This window comes from Flavobacterium agricola (genome assembly GCF_025919725.1).
Classification (GTDB): domain Bacteria; phylum Bacteroidota; class Bacteroidia; order Flavobacteriales; family Flavobacteriaceae; genus Flavobacterium; species Flavobacterium agricola.
In genome coordinates, this window is record NZ_CP081495.1 from 2,468,729 (window position 1) to 2,485,419 (window position 16,691).

The following is a 16,691-nucleotide window of genomic DNA, read 5'->3' on the forward strand; positions in this document are numbered from 1 at the left end:
GCAATAAATACACAGACTATGGATATTAAAGAAATTCAAAATTTAATTAAGTTTGTAGCAAAATCAGGAGCTACTGAAGTTAAATTGGAAATGGATGATTTTAAAATCACTATTAAAACAACGCCAGAAGGAGCTGAAACCACGTATATTCAACAAATGCCAATGACTACGGCTATGCCAATGATGGCACAACCAACAGCTACGCAACCAGAACATGTGGTTGCAGAAGTTGCTCCAGCGGCAAATGAAAATGCTAATTTAATAGTTGTTAAATCACCAATGATTGGTACTTTTTACCGTAAACCATCACCAGACAAACCTTCATTTGCTGAAGTTGGGTCAACAATTAAAGCAGGTGACGTTTTATGTGTAATTGAAGCAATGAAATTATTCAACGAAATTGAATCTGAAGTTTCTGGGAAAATCGTTAAAGTTTTAATTGACGATGCATCTCCAGTAGAATTTGATCAACCATTATTCTTAGTTGATCCGTCTTAATTAGAAAATTGAACAGTTTTCAATTAAAAAAATTACAGATTGTTTAATTTTCACATCAATTACAATGTTTAAAAAAATATTAATCGCTAATAGAGGTGAGATTGCTTTACGTGTAATTCGTACTTGTAAAGAAATGGGTATTAAAACAGTTGCAGTTTATTCTACAGCTGATGCCGATTCTTTACACGTAAAATTCGCAGACGAAGCTGTTTGTATTGGTCCAGCACCAAGCAACCAATCTTACCTAAAAATGGCAAATATAATTGCAGCTGCAGAAATTACAAATGCAGATGCCATTCACCCAGGTTACGGATTCTTATCTGAAAATGCTAAATTCTCTGAACTTTGTGCTAAACACGGTATTAAGTTTATTGGTGCATCTCCAGAAATGATTGAAAAAATGGGAGATAAAGCAACTGCTAAAGAAACCATGAAAGCAGCTGGTGTACCAACTGTTCCTGGATCCGATGGGTTGTTAGAATCTTTAGAACATGCAAAAGTTGTTGCCGAAGAAATTGGGTATCCTGTTATGATGAAAGCTACCGCAGGTGGTGGAGGTAAAGGGATGCGTGAAATTTATAAAGCAGAAGATTTAGAAAGAGCATGGGAAAGTGCACGCCAAGAAGCGTCAGCAGCATTCGGAAATAACGGTATGTACATGGAAAAACTTATTGTTGATCCACGTCACATCGAAATTCAAGTTGTTGGAGATGCGTTTGGTAAAGCTTGTCACCTTTCTGAACGTGATTGTTCTATTCAACGCCGTCACCAAAAATTAACTGAAGAAACGCCGTCACCATTTATGACTGATGATTTGCGTTTACGTATGGGTGAAGCTGCGGTTAAAGCTGCAGAATACATTAAATACGAAGGTGCTGGAACGATTGAGTTTTTAGTAGATAAAGATAGAAACTTCTACTTTATGGAAATGAACACGCGTATTCAGGTAGAACACCCAATTACAGAGCAAGTAATTGATTACGATTTAATTCGTGAACAAATTTTAGTTGCTGCTGGTGTGCCAATTTCTGGTAAAAACTATTTACCAAAATTACATGCTATTGAATGTCGTATTAATGCAGAAGATCCTTTTAACGATTTTAGACCATCTCCGGGTAGAATTACAGAATTACATGCTCCAGGTGGGCACGGAGTACGTTTAGATACGCACGTTTATGCAGGATATACCATTCCTTCAAACTACGATTCAATGATCGCTAAGTTAATTACTACAGCTCAAACTAGAGAAGAAGCTATTGCAAAAATGCGTCGTGCTTTAGATGAGTTCTATATTGCAGGAGTTAAAACTACAATTCCTTTTCATAGACAATTAATGGACGATCCAAACTATATTTTAGGTAATTATACTACCGCTTTTATGGAAACATTTACCATGAAAGAAGATTAAAAAAAAGGTGTTGTTTACAACACCTTTTTTTTGTGTAAAAAACACACGTATTACTGTGTATAAATTATACATTTTATTTTTGATTTTTTTAACAAAGTTAATAAACATTGACTATAAAAAGTTTGGCACGGTTATTACATAGTAATTAGTAGTTATAGTTATTATTATTACATTTTTATATAAAAAGTTAACAGTTACTTTGATAAGTAATCGTTTGGTATTTATAGTGGGAAAAAAAAGAGACTTTTTAAGTCTCTTTTTTTATTTTATATAACTTTAATTAACCTAAAATTCTTTGTACTTTTATGGTAGCACTATAAATAAAAAAAATATGCATAAGATTCTAGTTATAGAAGATGATTTGATGTTTGGACGTATGTTACAAAACTTTTTAATCCGCAACGGATACGATGTGCATTCGGCTCAAAGCAAATCTACCGCATTAACTTTTTTAGAATCAAATAAAGTAGATTTGATTTTATCAGATTTACGATTACCCGACGTTACCGGCTTAGAATTATTGAGTGAATTTACCGAGCAATTTGCCGTACCTATTGTTATGATGACCAGCTATGCCGATATTTCTACAGCTGTTGAGGCAATGAAAATTGGCGCATCCGATTATGTTACAAAACCGTTGCAACCGGATGAAGTTTTGGCCATTATTAAAAATCATTTAGAGAAAAAAATAAAACAACTTCTGCTAAACCAAAAGATCTTCCTGTTGAACCTGTAGAACAAGTTGAATTTATAGAAGGAAGTTCTGAAGCTTCTAAACGTTTAAATCAGTACATCAACTTAGTTGGACCTACAGATTTTTCTGTTTTAATAGAAGGGCAAAGCGGAACCGGAAAAGAAGTTTTGGCAAAGCGCATCCATTTAAAATCGAACAGAAAAGATAAAACCTTTTTAGCGGTAGATTGTGGCGCAATTCCGAAAGATTTAGCATCAAGCGAATTTTTTGGTCATAAAAAAGGATCGTTTACCGGAGCTATTACCGATAAAATAGGCTATTTTGAGGCTGCTAATGGCGGAACTATTTTTTTAGATGAAATTGGTAACCTGTCGTACGAACATCAAATACAACTGTTACGTGCTATTCAAGAACGTAAAATAAAACCCGTGGGTGGTAATGTTGATATTGCTGTTGATATCCGAATTATTGCTGCAACTAATGAAAACCTAAAAGAAGCTATTGCTAATGGTGATTTTAGAGAAGATTTATACCACCGTTTAAATGAATTTTCAATTATTTCTCCGAGCTTAAAAGACCGAGCCGATGATATCATTTTATTTGCCGAATTCTTTTTAGATAAAGTTAATACGCAATTAAATAAAAATGTAATTGGCTTTGCACCCGAAGTGATTCAGCTTTTTTACAAATACGATTGGCCAGGTAATTTACGCGAATTGCAAAACGTAATTAAAAAAGCAACTTTATTAGCGCAAGATAATATTATTAAAGTAATTGATTTACCTTTAGAAATTACCAATCAAACGGTTGGTTTAAATATGGGTACAACCGTTGCACCAAAAGTTTCGTACTCGTTAAAAGATAATGAGAAAGAGCAAATTTTACAGGCGTTACGCGAAACGGATAACAATAAAACCAAAGCTGCCGAGCTATTAAATATTACGCGTAAAACGTTGTATAATAAATTAAAAGAATATGGGATAGATTTATAGCTATCCCATTTTTTTTAGTACTTCTTTATAAAAATTATCTATTTCTATTTTAAGCTGCTGAATCAGTTTACCTAATTCTTTGGCTTTATTTTCCTGTTCAATAGTTTTTAGCAAGCTTATAATTTCTTTGTGCTCCATTTGTTTAAAAACAGACGCCATTTTGTGAGACATTGCTTTTATTGCAGCTTTGTCTTTTTTCTGATAAAACATATTTAAATCATCTAAATAAACATCGTTGTTCATTTTAGATTTCTCTAAAAACTCTTTTATCAATTGCTGATCGTTGTTTAAAAATGCTGCAATAGAACTTAAGTTGTAAGCGCTTGGTCTGGCATCAATATGTTTGTTGTTTACAATAAATAAATCGGGCTGATTAAGCAATTTATTTATGGTATCTGTAATTGAATTGATGCTAAAAGGTTTACTTAACAACGCATTAAAACCTGCTTGTTGGTATTTGTTGTTGTCAGCATCGGTATTACCTGTTAATGCAATAACCGGAATATGTTGCGTTGCTGTATTGTTTTTAATTTGTGCAACCAAATCAAACCCTGTTTGTTCGGGCATTTGTATGTCTGTAAAAATAAAGTCTGGGTTTACAACTTTTACTTCGTTTATTAGTTGCGCCACCGAATTGTAATCGTAAACTTCAATTCCTTCGCGCATCAATATTTCTTTAAGCAACGTAATAATTTGTTCGTCGTCATCTACAATCATGGCTTTTAAGGCCTTTTTTGTGGCTTCTAGCTTAATTTCTTTTTCGCTTTGTTTTACAATCTCGGTTATGCCGTTGTAACCAATATAAACGGTAAAACAGCTTCCTGAGCCGTATTCACTTTCTAAAGAAATAGAACCACCTAAAATTTTAGCAATTTTTGCCGAAATGGTTAAACCTAAGCCCGTACCGCCAAAACGTTTTTCTATGGTGCTATCTGCCTGGGTAAATTCTTTAAATACAGCATCTAAGTTTTCACTTTTAATACCAATTCCGGTATCTTTTACATAAAAACTTACCAATTCGTTGCTTTCAATTTTACTGCCAATGGTTATAGAACCTTCGCTGGTAAATTTAAAAGCATTACCAATTAAGTTGGTTACAATTTGACGCACACGATACGGATCTGTAGTAATGTTATATTCCAATTCTTCTTCCAAATCATAAATAAGCTGAATGGGTTTGTTGGGATATATGGATTGAATGTTTTGTGCAGTATCAATTAACAATTGATTTAAGCTGAAAGGTGATTTTTCGAGCTTAATTTTTCCGGCTTCAATTAACGTTAACGCCGCCAAATCGTTTGCTAAATTGTTTAAATATTCTGACGATTTGATGATGTTAGAAATGTAATACGATTGTTTTTCGTTTAAATCGGTTTTTGCTAATATTTCTCCATAACCGCTAATGGCTGCAATGGGCGATTTTAAATCGTGCGAAACGGTAGATATAAGTTGCTCACGGCCTTTTAATAAATAGTTGGATTTATCGTTCGCAACTTCTAATTCTTGTTTATAACGCTGTGATTTAATAAAATCGATAATATTAAGCACCATAAAAACAATGGTAGTAATAAATGCAATTAAGGCAAAAATAGATATTTGGGTGTTTAACGTTTTATAACGCTTTTCTTTAATTTGTTGTTCGCTATCGCTTTGTTTAATAATTGCTTTTTCTACAGTCGAAAAAATTACTTGAATTTTTTCTGAAATATCTTTTTCGTTTTTCAGTAATTTTTTTTTCTTCTTCTTCGTATTGTGCCCTTTTTTGTTCGTTCGCAACTTTTACCTGGTTTAATAAGTTTTTAGAACTTACTAAAATAGAATCCATTTGGCGCTGGCTAATGGTATTGGTGCTATCGTCTGGAATATTTTTGTTTAAATAACCTACAAAATCGTTAATTACATTTTTTTCGTAATTACCTAATTTTTCGGGTTCCTTAACAAAATCTTCAATTTTAAGCTTTCGGTATTGTTCTTCTAATTGTTGTAAGTTGGTAATGGCAAAATTAACATCTTGCTCCATTACTTGTTTTTCGCGCAGTTGTTGCAGCGAAACAACATTGGCTAATTTTTGGTCGAGTAAGCTAATTACAACATCAAGTAAATTAACTTCTTTAAACTGATCGAGTTCTTTTTTAGTTTCGTTAATATCTACAATTAACGTATCTATTTTGGCTTGTAAAAAAACTAAATCTTGTTCGTTGGTTGAGTAAACAGTGTTACGCGCATAGCGTTCTACCGTAACAATTTTGTGTTGTAACGTGCTTAAGGTTGTAAGCTTAGATTCTTCAATAACCGATTCAGAATCGATTTTAAAAAACAAAGCATTTTCAGAAAATATTTTAATACCGGCAAAGGTTATTATGGCCAAAATAACTAAATAACCCGAAATAATTTTAAACGGTATGTAACGTAAAGGTTGCTTACTCATATTACGAATTTACAAATAAAAAAAGCACCCAAAAAATTGGATGCTTTTTTTATTAGAATTTTAATTTTTTTGCTAAACCTGCCGGAACTGCTTTTTTGTTAACCATAATAGCAGTGGTTTTGTATTTTACATATTCTTTAGTCATGTACATATAACCTTTATAATCGTTTGTTGTACCCCAAGAATTTTTTATAATGTAATATTCTTTTCCGTTCTGATCTTTAGCTAAACCAACAATGTGCATGCCGTGATCATCTTGCGTGCTGTAGTTATCAAATGCAATTTGACGCATATCTTCAGTAACAACCGCTTCTTCTTTTGGACCATTAAAAAGTTCTGCTTTTTCTTGAACGGTCATTTCGTCAAAATCTTTATTCGGAACAAAAGCAACGCCATTTTTCCAGCTAAAATATTTTTCAGAAACATCACCTGCCCATGCTACGGTGTAACCATTTTTTAAAGCATTATCAATTGTTTCTGTTAACTCGTTAATTTTTACGTTATAAACCTGATCAAAAGCCCAGTTGTCTGGTACTAATAAAACAAATTTAGAATAGTAAGGATATTCTTTAAACGATGAAAGTTCTACATAATCATCTGGATTAACCCCAACAACTTCTTTAGCAAAAGTTTCTGGCGTATAATTTTTACCGTTCCAAGTAAAGTTTGCTGGATATGCACCTAAATACGTATCTAAAACTGCTGCATAAGCTTTATCCCAGTTTGGTGTTAATTTACCGTTTGGATTTTTTACAATAGTTTCTAACATACCGTCTAAAACCGCCGACATTTCTGCAAATTTGTTTTTGTCGGTTCCGTAATTTAAACCTGTATAAACAGATTGTGGTACAGCACCATATTTGCGGTACATATTAATTACATCGTGAAACTGACCGCCTTCGCCCAATGCAACAGCACCGTGCATGCGTACGTACATACGTGCTTTTTCTAAATATGCGTTACGAGCTGAGAAAATTTGAGATAATTCTACCGGTTTTTTACCGTTACGCATCATTTCTGATTCTAAAAATGAATTGGCAGAATAAGACCAACAAGTTCCTGATGAACCTTGGTTTTTTACCGGTGTGTTTTCAATATTAATTACTTCTGTAAAAGTAAATGAATCCTTGCTTTTTTCACTAGCGTTTAATTTTAAAGAATTTACTAGGTTGTCTTGCGCAAAACCTGAAGTAAATGCTCCAAAAAATAATACTGCAGCTATGAAAAATGGTTTAATATTTAATTTCATAATGTAGGAATAAATTTTTCGAAACGTAAATGTATAACTATTTATATAAAATGCAAAAACTCGATGAAAGTCATCGAGTTTTTTGAGTTTTATAAAGTTTCTTTCAACCATTTAAAAAATTCGGTTTGCCAGATAATAGCATTTTGCGGTTTAACTACCCAGTGATTTTCGTCTGGTAAAAATACAAAACGAGATTTTATGCCTTGAAGCTGAGCTGCTTGAAAAGCTTCTTGCCCTTGTCCGATTGGCACTCTAAAATCGATACCACCATGGAAAATTAAGATTGGCGTGTTCCAGTTACCTACTAAATTTTTAGGATTAAACTGCGCGTATGTTTTTTGTGCCGCTGCATTATTTTTATCCCAATAAGCCCCACCAGCATCCCAGTTTGTAAAGAAAACTTCTTCTGTTGTGCCATACATTGATTCTAGGTTAAAAACACCACAGTGCGAAATAAATGTTTTAAAACGGTTGTTGTGAATTCCTGCTAAGTAATAAACAGAATAACCACCGTAGCTTGCACCAATTGCACCTAAACGATCTTTATCTACATACGGTTCTTTAGCCATTTCATCAATTGCTGTTAGGTAATCGTCCATTACTTGTCCGCCCCAATCTTTAGAAATTGCTTCGTTCCATTCAACACCGTGCCCTGGCATACCGCGGCGGTTTGGTGCTACAACAATATATCCTTCAGAAGCCATTAATTGTAGGTTCCATCTAAATGAATAAAAGTTGGTTAATGCAGATTGTGGTCCGCCTTGGCAATATAGTAAGGTTGGGTATTTTTTGTTTTTGTCAAAATTTGGAGGGAAAATTACGTGAACCAACATTTCTTTTCCGTCGGTAGTTTTAAACCATTTTGTTTCGGTTGTTACCGGTGTAATTTTGCTGTATTCTTTATTGTTAACCTTCGTAATTTGATTCCATTTTTTAGATTTTAAGTTGTAGCTAAAAATCTCGGTTGCGTGGTTAAAATCGTTACGTGTTACCAAAACTTCGTTTCCTTCAACACCAACAATTCCGGTAACATCAAAGTTTCCGTTTGTTAGTTGTTGTACGGTTGGCGCTATGCGTTTTAAACCAGGAAAGTTAACTTCGAATAACTGAATAGAACCTTTAATTGGTGCTGTAAAGTAAACTTTATTTCCGTCAGCGCTCCATTTAAAGCTGTTTACTGTTCCGTCCCAGTTGGCAGTTAAATTCATGTCCATGCCGTTGTAGCGAACAATAATATCATTTTTATCTGCTTCGTACCCGTCACGTTTCATTTGCAACCACGTTAAGTTTCCTTGCGGAGAAAAAACAGGATTAGTATCGTAACCAGGGTTATTTGGCGTTAAATTTTTAGTTTGTTTAGTTTCTAGGTTGTACTCGTATAAATCGGTATTGGTGCTTGTTGCATATTCAGTCCCGAATTTCTTTTTAGAAACGTAAACAACCGATTTAAAATCGGGTGACCAAACATAATCTTCAGATCCGCCAAAAGGTTTTTGTGGTGAATCATACGGTTCTCCTGTCATAATATCAAGCGATTCTCCGTTTGGTTTTTCAATAAATACGTGATTGAATTCGCCTGTGTTGTATGAATCCCAATGTTTGTAATCTAACGCATCAAAAATATAAGCGTTTGATTGGCTTAATTCTGGATACGCATCTTTACCTAAAACTTTATTAATTAAAACCGATTTATGCGTAAGTACATCGCCATTTGGTGCTTTGTAAGGATCTGCAATTAAAGCTGCATAGTCAGAAATTTCTTTAGGAGTTCCGCCTTTTACAGGAATAATATACGTTTGCGAATTGATTTTGTTTTCGGCCACGTTTGGTGTGCCTACACGGTAAATTAAATTTTTACCATCTTTAGTAATTCCGATTGGTGAAACACGTCCTAATTGCCATAAAAGCTCGGGCGTCATCACTTCTTGTGCTGTTAGGTTTAGCCCCATTAAGCTTAAAGTGAGTATTAAAATTTTTTTCATCGTTAGTTAAATATGTGATTTGTGTAAAGTTATAAAAATTATGCTAGTAAATGATATCTCTTGCTGTTAGATTGTTTTTTTGGTTGTTTAAGTGTTTGTAAAGGTTATTTGTTTGGCTTTTAAATAACTTCTGTTAAATATTTGTGTATATTCATTTTCTATAATTTATAAATAAAAGCATGAAGAATTTTTTATTGATTTTATCTATCATTTTTTTAGTAGTTTCTTGTAATAAAAAAAATGAAGAATTAGACTATTTAGTAACTTCTTTACTCCCATATCCTGAAAATTCAGATTTAAAAATTAAAAAGATTTATCCAGAATATGACATAAATGATTATACAATTTTAGAAACTGATATAGAAAATTCACCTTTATATTTTGGTACGACCAAAGAAGGAGGGAATACGATTTTTTGGATGAAATTCGGAAACAAATATTCTTTATTTGGAATGGCTAAGGATTCTGTTTTAAATGTTTATAAAGATACTATTGTGATGGATTGGGATAACAAAACAAAAAAAATTGTATACGAAGCAATCTATAATCCAACATTAAAAACACTTAGTTATAACTGGTTAGACAAAAACAACAAAAAGGTTCCTAAAGCTCAAATTATTGATATTGATTTGCCTTTGGCTGTTGGTAAAACCTTTCCTGATATTGAGGTTGAACAATTAAATGGAGAAAAACTAGCTTTTGCTGATTTAAAAGGTAAAGTTCTTTTAATTAATTGGTGGCATACCCGTTGTGGTGGTTGTTTAGTCGAAATAGCTGGTTTAAATAAATTGAAAAACAAATATAAAGACAACCCCAATATTGAATTTGTTGCAATATCTATCGATAAAAAAGATGACTTAGTCGCTTTTTTACAAAAAAATAAATTTAACTATACACAAACTTTAGTATCTAGAGATCTTGAACAAACGTTCGGTAACGGATATCCTGTTAATATTGTGGTTTCATCTGATGGGATAATACAGGCAAATATGACAGGAGGGAGTGAAGATACCTACCTTAAAGTGGAAGAAAAGCTTCTTTCGGTATTAAAATGATTCTTTAGATTAATTTTTTAACGTATTTTATATTTATAGTGTAGATGAAAAACATTTTTTTATCAGTTTTTATATTATTCATGTTGTTCTCTTGTAGCAAAAGTTCTAATACATTTAAAATAGAAGGAGTTCTTAAAAATGTAGCTGATGATAATATAATATATGCTGTTGTTGATGAAGTAATTGTAGATTCATCTATTATTAGTAATGGAAAATTTTCGATATCCGGTGAAACGGTTATGCCCCAAAATGTTTGGCTTATTTTAAATGATTATGATGATTATGCATCTATATGGGTTGATAATAAATCGACTACATATTTTGAAGCTGAACCAGGAAATTTTAGATATGCAAATATTAAAGGCAGTCAAATTCAATCAGAATATGAAATATTATTAGAACATTTAAGAAAGCCTTATGAAGATTGGGATCAGATTAGTAGTTTATTTAATGAAACCTTGTCTGAAGAAGAGCTGAATGAATATAAAAAAATGGAAGCTGAAAATGATGAACAAGTATATAAAGCTTGTTTGAGTTTTATAACCAAATATCCTGACTCATTTATTAGCAGCCATATTATTAATGGCTATTCTACTACATGGGGAATTAAAAAAACAACCAGTGCATTTAATCTCTTAACAAAATATAATAGAAATTCTCATAACGGAAAAAAGGTTGCCAAATTTTTAGAATTAAATCAAAGTTTTAATTTAGGTGATAAATACGTTGATTTTGAAATGAACAATATAAATAATCAGAAAATAAAGTTATCTGATGTTCATAAAAAAATTACGTTATTAGAATTTTGGGCTTCAAATTGTGAACCTTGTCGTATAGAAAATCCAAATTTAGTTGAGGTTTATAAAAAGTTTCAAAAAAAAGGATTTAATATTTTAGGCGTTTCACTTGATAAAAATGTGACGAACTGGAAAAAGCAATTAACAAAGATGGGTTATTATGGGAGCAAGTATGCGATTTTGATGCCCGCAATGATGCCGTCCTTATATATGGCGTTGTTGGAATTCCTACAAACTTTTTAATCGATGAAAAAGGAATTATAATTGCTAAGGATGTTAAAGGAAAAGAATTAGAAAAAATGCTAGTCACATTATTATAATATAATCAATCTAGCTTTTTAATCAGAATATTTTATTCTTTTTTTATGATTTTTTAGTTCAATTTTTAATAAAAAATAAGTATTTTCACGGTTTCCAAAGTAAGGTTAAGCCATAACGTATAAAATAACCCCAACTAACGAAAAAACTGAAATTTATAAAATACATTTAAATGTCTGATTTTCATATTGCTGATTTAATTAACCCCGAGTTTTATATTAACTTAGAAATTGGTGGCGTTCCGATAGGAATTTATGTAGTACTTTTCATCATTTTTGCAGAAACCGGATTATTCGCGGGTTTCTTTTTGCCTGGTGATAGCTTACTTTTTCTTTCAGGAATTTATTCGACCGAATTATTAAACACCATTTATGTAATTGAAACAGACAGCCCAGCGCTAACCGATTTTTTAAATGTTACCTGCGTGGCAAGTTTAGTTGCTTTGGCCGGTATTTTAGGAAATACCTTTGGCTATTGGTTCGGAAAAAAATCAGGAACATATTTATATACCAAAGAAGATACGTTTTGGTTTAAGAAAAAGTATTTAATAGAATCTAAAGTTTTTTACGACAAACACGGTGGGCGTGCCATTGTAATTGCGCGTTTTTTACCAATTATCAGAACCTTTGCTCCAATTATTGCCGGAATTGTAAAAATGGAACGCAAACGTTTTATGTTTTACAACATTATTAGCTCAATTTTATGGGCATTCACCTTAATTTTTGCCGGACATTATTTAAACGAAATTTTTAAATCTCAGTTTGATATCAACTTAAAAGATTTTATTGAAGTAATTATTATCATCATTGTAATTATAACAACTGTACCTTTTGTGGTAAATTACTTTAAGCGTAAAAAAGAAATTAAAAACGAAGAACAAAATAAAGAATAAAAAAAATCGATCCACCGGATCGATTTTTTGTTTTTTAATCTAAAATTGCTATAAATTTGGACCATATTTTACACATTCATGAAAGCACTTTTAAAGCGCAAAAACAAAGCAAATAAGCAACCTAAAACATTTTTTCAGCGTGTAAAAAGCTGGGTTGTTTTTTGCATCAAATGGTTTTTTATCCTAAGCATTGCTTCGGTTATTTTCTTCCGGTTTGTTCCGGTTCCTTTTACACCATTAATGGTAAGCCGAGCTATTGATAATGTTTTAGCAGGCGAAAAAATTGTTTGGAGCCACGATTGGGTTCCTTTATCCGAAATTTCTCCCAACCTTCAATTAGCTGTAATTGCCAGCGAAGATAATTTGTTTTTATCCCACAACGGATTCGATTTTAAAGCAATCGAAAAAGCGATTGAAACCAATAAAAAAGGCAAACGCATTGTTGGTGGTAGCACCATTAGCCAACAAACCGCAAAAAATGTTTTTTTGTGGCAAGGGCGTAGCTTTATCCGTAAAGGATTTGAAGTTTATTTTACCGCTTTAATCGAAATTTTCTGGAGTAAAGAACGTATTATGGAAGTTTACCTAAATTCTATAGAAATGGGTAATGGCGTTTATGGCGCTCAAGCTGCTGCCAAGCATTGGTACGGCAAACCAGCAAGTAAATTAACCAAGTACGAAGCGGCAGGCATAGCAGCTATTTTGCCTAATCCGCGTAAATTTAAAGCCAGCAATTCATCTTCTTACATCAATCGTCGTAAAGATAAAATTGTTCGTTTAATGGGCTATGTTGGGCCGCTAAAATATTAATGTAACAAAACGCGTTTTCTGCCTACTAATACAATAAAAACATGAAAGCGCACGAAGTTGATTATATTATTTATGGGGATGAAATGCAATACGTTGAAATTGAATTAGATCCTCGTGAAATTGTATTTGCAGAACCCGGTGGTTTTATGATGATGGACGATGGCATTAAAATGCAAACCATTTTTGGCGATGGATCAAGTCAAGATTCAGGCATTTTTGGTAAAATTCTTTCAGCAGGTAAACGAATGATAACCGGCGAAAGCATGTTTATGACCGCATTCGAAAACAATACTCACAACAAGCGCAAAGTTGCTTTTGCATCTCCATATCCAGGTAAAATAATTCCGATTGATTTAAATGAGTTTGGCGGCAAGTTTATTTGCCAAAAAGATGCTTTTTTATGTGCCGCTAAAGGCGTTTCTATTGGTATTGAATTTAATAAAAAAATTGGCACTGGGCTTTTTGGTGGCGAAGGTTTTATTATGCAAAAGTTAGAAGGCGATGGTAAAGCATTTATTCATGCTGGCGGAACTTTAGCTCGTAAAGAACTTAAAGCTGGAGAAGTTTTAAAAATTGATACCGGATGTTTGGTTGGTTTTACCAAAAACATTTCGTATAACATTCAGTTTATTGGTGGAATCAAAAATTCTATTTTTGGTGGAGAAGGATTGTTTTTTGCAACCTTAACCGGCCCCGGAACAGCTTACGTACAATCGTTACCATTTAGCCGTTTGGCCGATCGTATTCTTGCTAATGCACCAAGTGCTGGAGGTAAAAGTACGGGTGAAGGAAGCGTTTTGGGCGGATTAGGCAGATTGCTAGACGGGGATAAATAATTTTTGTATATTTATTCCAAATAAAGCCAATCGCTATTTATGAAAGTTAAAAGCAAACGCGATCCGTATATTGTATTTATCATTCTCGGATTTATAGTTTTTTTTGCCTCGGTTGTAATTTCCGAAATAAAAATTAAAGGCTGGAATACCACCATGTTTATCGATATAGTTATTTTGGTAATCATGCTGGCTTTTTTGGTATGTTGTTATTTTATAACATACACCGTAACTCCAAAATTTATTAGCTATCGCATTGCTTTTTTTTACGAAGAAATTCCTTTAAATAGCATCCGAAGCATTGAAATTGGTACAACCATGTGGGCAGGTTTTAAACCGGCATTTGCACGCAAAGGTTTAATTATTCGTTATAATACGTACGATGAGGTTTATATTAGCCGCGTAAACAAGCGTTATTTTTAGAACAAATAAAAAAATACAAACCCGATGTGTATTTTATAGATAAAAGAAAAAAAGGCGAGCAGTAGCTCGCCTTTTTTATATTATTTTATGTTTGTTATATAAAGGTTTAGAAATAAACCAATAAAATGCCAAGGTTGTTAATATAAGTACCGCTCCGCTTATAAAAATAGCATGATAACCAAAGGCATGAGCTACTTTACCAGAAACTACCATGCCGATACCAATTCCTAAATCATAAAAAGTAAAGAATGTAGAATTTGCTGTTCCTCGTTTTTCAGGTTTGGCCAAGTTTATAAATAAGTTTTGAAAAATTGGGCTTAAAACCCCATAACTTAAACCTATAAAAAAAGCGGAAATGAAAAAGATGTTTTTTGATGTAGCAAAGCCAAAAGCAAATAAGCTTATAGCTAATAATATTAAGGAAAAGGCCATTAATTTATGCATATGCCCTCGGTCTAATAATTTACCAGCAAATAAGCGAGATAATGTCATGCCAACTGCCATAAATAAAAAGAACCAACCGGTATTTTCAACCTGCAATTGTTTGCCGTACAAGGCAGCAAACGCATAAAAAGAACCGTAGCACATTGCAATTCCAAGCAAGTTAATACCAACCGGAATAGCTTTTAATAAAATAAAGCGATCTAAAGAAATAGGAGCCTTTTCAGGATCTGGTTCACGGTGTGGTACTTTTATAAACCAAGCTAACACTAAAGAAAGGAATCCAAAAAACGTTGCGGCATAAAAATTTACTTCTACCGGATAATATTCATACATCAGTAAACCCAACATGGGGCCAATTGCCATAGATAAGGTTGAGGTTAGTCCGTAATAACCAATTCCTTCGCCACGCTTTTCAGACGGAATAATATCAATGGTTAAGGTGCTATTTGCTGTAGTAGTTGTGCTCCAAGTAAACCCCTGAAGTACACGAATTAAAACTAAAATAAATAAGGTACTTGCAACCATATAACCGTAAAATAAAACGGTAAAAAGTATTAACGAGTAAATTAATATTTTTTTTCTAGGAAACGTATCTACCAAATACCCCGAAAACGGACGTAATACCAAGGCGGCAATAATATAGCTTGCTAAAATTAAACCAGTTTCCTCATCATTAGTTCCAAATTCGGTGCTTACAAAAAACGGCATTACCGAACCAACTAAGTAAAAAGCAAAAGCAATTAAAAAGCTAGAAGAACAACTTAAAATAAAGTTAGCTGTCCAAAGTTTTGGTGGGGTCATAGTTTTAAATAGAAGAAAAGTTTCTAATCAATATTAGAAACTTTTCTGTAAAATTTATTATAATAAATTGTTTGCAACTAAATATTCAGCAATCTGAATGGTATTGGTTGATGCACCCTTACGAAGGTTATCGGCAACAATCCAAAGGTTTAACGTTTTAGGTTGGCTGTCATCTCTGCGAATACGGCCAACAAAAACATCATTTTTTCCTTCTGCATCCAATGGCATCGGATATTCAAATTCCTTAATGTTATCTTTTACGGTTACGCCCGGTGTGTTTTCTAAAATAGTACGAACTTCGTTTAAATCAAAATCGGTATTAAATTCTACATTTACCGCTTCAGAATGCCCGCCAACAACCGGAATACGAACAGCAGTTGCTGTTACAGCAATAGTTGCATCGTTTAATATTTTTTGTGTTTCGCGTACCAATTTCATTTCTTCCTTGGTATAACCATTATCTTCAAAGACATCACATTGTGGAATTGCATTGCGGTGAATTTGGTAGTTGTACGCGCGTTCTCCTTCAATACCTTGGTATTCGTTTTCTAATTGTTGCACCGCTTTTACTCCTGTTCCGGTAATTGATTGGTAGGTAGAAACAACCAAACGTTTAATACCGTATTTTTTATGTAACGGAGCTAAAGCCATAACCAATTGAATGGTTGAGCAATTTGGATTGGCAATAATTTTATCTGATGTAGTTAATGCATCTGCATTAATTTCTGGAACAATTAATTTTTTGCTTGTATCCATACGCCATGCTGATGAATTATCAATAACGGTAATACCAGCTTCAGCAAATTTCGGAGCCCATTCTAACGAGGTAGTTCCACCAGCCGAAAATAAGGCAACATCAGGTTTCATTTCAACCGCTGTTTGTAATCCTACAACTTTGTACTTCTTTTCCTTAAACGTAACTTCCTTACCAACAGAACGTTCTGAGGCAACGGGAATTAATTCGGTTAACGGAAAATTTCTTTCGGCAAGTACTTGCAACATCACTTCGCCCACCATACCAGTGGCACCAACAACGGCTACTTTCATATTAAATTAATGTTTATTTA

General features: G+C 33.1%; 16 protein-coding genes. 10 read left to right on the forward strand and 6 right to left on the reverse strand.

What is annotated here, in order from left to right; translation table 11 throughout:
• The first annotated feature begins 18 nt into the window (after positions 1-18).
• The 4 genes from accB (at position 19) to K5I29_RS12215 (ending at position 3,592) form a co-directional block, all read left to right on the forward strand.
• Positions 19-498: an acetyl-CoA carboxylase biotin carboxyl carrier protein gene (gene accB / locus K5I29_RS12205; RefSeq protein ID WP_264433615.1), complete on the forward strand. Its 480-nt coding sequence runs from the start codon at positions 19-21 to the stop codon at positions 496-498.
• Positions 499-562: 64 nt separating this feature from the next.
• Positions 563-1,906: an acetyl-CoA carboxylase biotin carboxylase subunit gene (gene accC, locus K5I29_RS12210; RefSeq protein ID WP_264433616.1), complete on the forward strand. Its 1,344-nt coding sequence runs from the start codon at positions 563-565 to the stop codon at positions 1,904-1,906.
• 331 nt (positions 1,907-2,237) lie between these two features.
• Positions 2,238-2,642, forward strand: a complete 405-nt coding sequence (locus K5I29_RS13490; RefSeq protein ID WP_317134283.1) for a response regulator — start codon at positions 2,238-2,240, stop codon at positions 2,640-2,642.
• 56 nt (positions 2,643-2,698) lie between these two features.
• Positions 2,699-3,592: a sigma-54 interaction domain-containing protein gene (locus tag K5I29_RS12215; protein ID WP_317134316.1), complete on the forward strand. Its 894-nt coding sequence runs from the start codon at positions 2,699-2,701 to the stop codon at positions 3,590-3,592.
• Here the strand turns inward: K5I29_RS12215 and K5I29_RS12220 are convergent, their stop codons facing one another.
• The 4 genes from K5I29_RS12220 to K5I29_RS12235 all read right to left on the reverse strand — a co-directional run bounded on the left by K5I29_RS12220 (position 3,593) and on the right by K5I29_RS12235 (position 9,251).
• Positions 3,593-5,143 (reverse strand): ATP-binding response regulator, encoded by a 1,551-nt coding sequence (locus tag K5I29_RS12220; protein ID WP_264435197.1) that lies wholly within the window; start codon positions 5,141-5,143, stop codon positions 3,593-3,595.
• Between the two features lie 103 nt (positions 5,144-5,246).
• A complete protein-coding gene (locus tag K5I29_RS12225) occupies positions 5,247-6,020 on the reverse strand; it encodes a hypothetical protein (protein WP_264433618.1) in 774 nt (257 codons plus the stop codon).
• A 52-nt stretch (positions 6,021-6,072) separates the two neighbouring features.
• Positions 6,073-7,269, reverse strand: a complete 1,197-nt coding sequence (locus K5I29_RS12230) for a C1 family peptidase (RefSeq protein ID WP_394358571.1) — start codon at positions 7,267-7,269, stop codon at positions 6,073-6,075.
• Positions 7,270-7,358: 89 nt separating this feature from the next.
• Entirely contained in the window at positions 7,359-9,251 is a 1,893-nt protein-coding gene (locus K5I29_RS12235; protein ID WP_264433620.1) for a S9 family peptidase, read from the reverse strand.
• Between the two features lie 179 nt (positions 9,252-9,430).
• Between K5I29_RS12235 and K5I29_RS12240 the strand changes: the two genes are divergently transcribed.
• The 6 genes from K5I29_RS12240 to K5I29_RS12265 all read left to right on the forward strand — a co-directional run bounded on the left by K5I29_RS12240 (position 9,431) and on the right by K5I29_RS12265 (position 14,379).
• Positions 9,431-10,306 carry a TlpA family protein disulfide reductase gene (locus K5I29_RS12240; protein ID WP_264433622.1) on the forward strand — a complete coding sequence of 292 codons (876 nt, stop codon included), beginning with the start codon at positions 9,431-9,433 and terminating at the stop codon, positions 10,304-10,306.
• 44 nt (positions 10,307-10,350) lie between these two features.
• Positions 10,351-11,346, forward strand: coding sequence for a TlpA disulfide reductase family protein (locus K5I29_RS12245; RefSeq protein WP_264433623.1), 996 nt, complete (start codon positions 10,351-10,353; stop codon positions 11,344-11,346).
• Between the two features lie 247 nt (positions 11,347-11,593).
• Positions 11,594-12,313, forward strand: coding sequence for a DedA family protein (locus K5I29_RS12250; RefSeq protein WP_264433624.1), 720 nt, complete (start codon positions 11,594-11,596; stop codon positions 12,311-12,313).
• 78 nt (positions 12,314-12,391) lie between these two features.
• Positions 12,392-13,123 (forward strand): monofunctional biosynthetic peptidoglycan transglycosylase, encoded by a 732-nt coding sequence (mtgA, locus tag K5I29_RS12255; protein WP_264433625.1) that lies wholly within the window; start codon positions 12,392-12,394, stop codon positions 13,121-13,123.
• Between the two features lie 41 nt (positions 13,124-13,164).
• The gene (locus K5I29_RS12260; RefSeq protein ID WP_264433626.1) at positions 13,165-13,959 is read left to right on the forward strand and encodes a TIGR00266 family protein; all 795 of its coding nucleotides are present in this window, start codon (positions 13,165-13,167) and stop codon (positions 13,957-13,959) included.
• A 39-nt stretch (positions 13,960-13,998) separates the two neighbouring features.
• Positions 13,999-14,379, forward strand: a complete 381-nt coding sequence (locus tag K5I29_RS12265; protein ID WP_264433627.1) for a PH domain-containing protein — start codon at positions 13,999-14,001, stop codon at positions 14,377-14,379.
• A 75-nt stretch (positions 14,380-14,454) separates the two neighbouring features.
• Here the strand turns inward: K5I29_RS12265 and K5I29_RS12270 are convergent, their stop codons facing one another.
• A complete protein-coding gene (locus K5I29_RS12270; RefSeq protein ID WP_264433628.1) occupies positions 14,455-15,624 on the reverse strand; it encodes an MFS transporter in 1,170 nt (389 codons plus the stop codon).
• A 57-nt stretch (positions 15,625-15,681) separates the two neighbouring features.
• On the reverse strand, positions 15,682-16,671 hold the full coding sequence (locus K5I29_RS12275) for an aspartate-semialdehyde dehydrogenase (RefSeq protein WP_264433629.1): 990 nt from the start codon (positions 16,669-16,671) through the stop codon (positions 15,682-15,684).
• Positions 16,672-16,691 lie beyond the last annotated feature (20 nt).

What these genes read in the sequence shown, in the direction of transcription:
- accB (WP_264433615.1), top strand. Translation starts at nt 19, where the DNA reads ATGGATATTAAAGAAATTCAAAATTTAATTAAGTTTGTAGCAAAATCA.
- accC (WP_264433616.1), top strand. Translation starts at nt 563, where the DNA reads ATGTTTAAAAAAATATTAATCGCTAATAGAGGTGAGATTGCTTTACGT.
- K5I29_RS13490 (WP_317134283.1), top strand. Translation starts at nt 2,238, where the DNA reads ATGCATAAGATTCTAGTTATAGAAGATGATTTGATGTTTGGACGTATG.
- K5I29_RS12220 (WP_264435197.1), bottom strand. Translation starts at nt 5,143, where the DNA reads ATGGTGCTTAATATTATCGATTTTATTAAATCACAGCGTTATAAACAA.
- K5I29_RS12225 (WP_264433618.1), bottom strand. Translation starts at nt 6,020, where the DNA reads ATGAGTAAGCAACCTTTACGTTACATACCGTTTAAAATTATTTCGGGT.
- K5I29_RS12230 (WP_394358571.1), bottom strand. Translation starts at nt 7,269, where the DNA reads ATGAAATTAAATATTAAACCATTTTTCATAGCTGCAGTATTATTTTTT.
- K5I29_RS12235 (WP_264433620.1), bottom strand. Translation starts at nt 9,251, where the DNA reads ATGAAAAAAATTTTAATACTCACTTTAAGCTTAATGGGGCTAAACCTA.
- K5I29_RS12240 (WP_264433622.1), top strand. Translation starts at nt 9,431, where the DNA reads ATGAAGAATTTTTTATTGATTTTATCTATCATTTTTTTAGTAGTTTCT.
- K5I29_RS12245 (WP_264433623.1), top strand. Translation starts at nt 10,351, where the DNA reads ATGAAAAACATTTTTTTATCAGTTTTTATATTATTCATGTTGTTCTCT.
- K5I29_RS12250 (WP_264433624.1), top strand. Translation starts at nt 11,594, where the DNA reads ATGTCTGATTTTCATATTGCTGATTTAATTAACCCCGAGTTTTATATT.
- mtgA (WP_264433625.1), top strand. Translation starts at nt 12,392, where the DNA reads ATGAAAGCACTTTTAAAGCGCAAAAACAAAGCAAATAAGCAACCTAAA.
- K5I29_RS12260 (WP_264433626.1), top strand. Translation starts at nt 13,165, where the DNA reads ATGAAAGCGCACGAAGTTGATTATATTATTTATGGGGATGAAATGCAA.
- K5I29_RS12265 (WP_264433627.1), top strand. Translation starts at nt 13,999, where the DNA reads ATGAAAGTTAAAAGCAAACGCGATCCGTATATTGTATTTATCATTCTC.
- K5I29_RS12270 (WP_264433628.1), bottom strand. Translation starts at nt 15,624, where the DNA reads ATGACCCCACCAAAACTTTGGACAGCTAACTTTATTTTAAGTTGTTCT.
- K5I29_RS12275 (WP_264433629.1), bottom strand. Translation starts at nt 16,671, where the DNA reads ATGAAAGTAGCCGTTGTTGGTGCCACTGGTATGGTGGGCGAAGTGATG.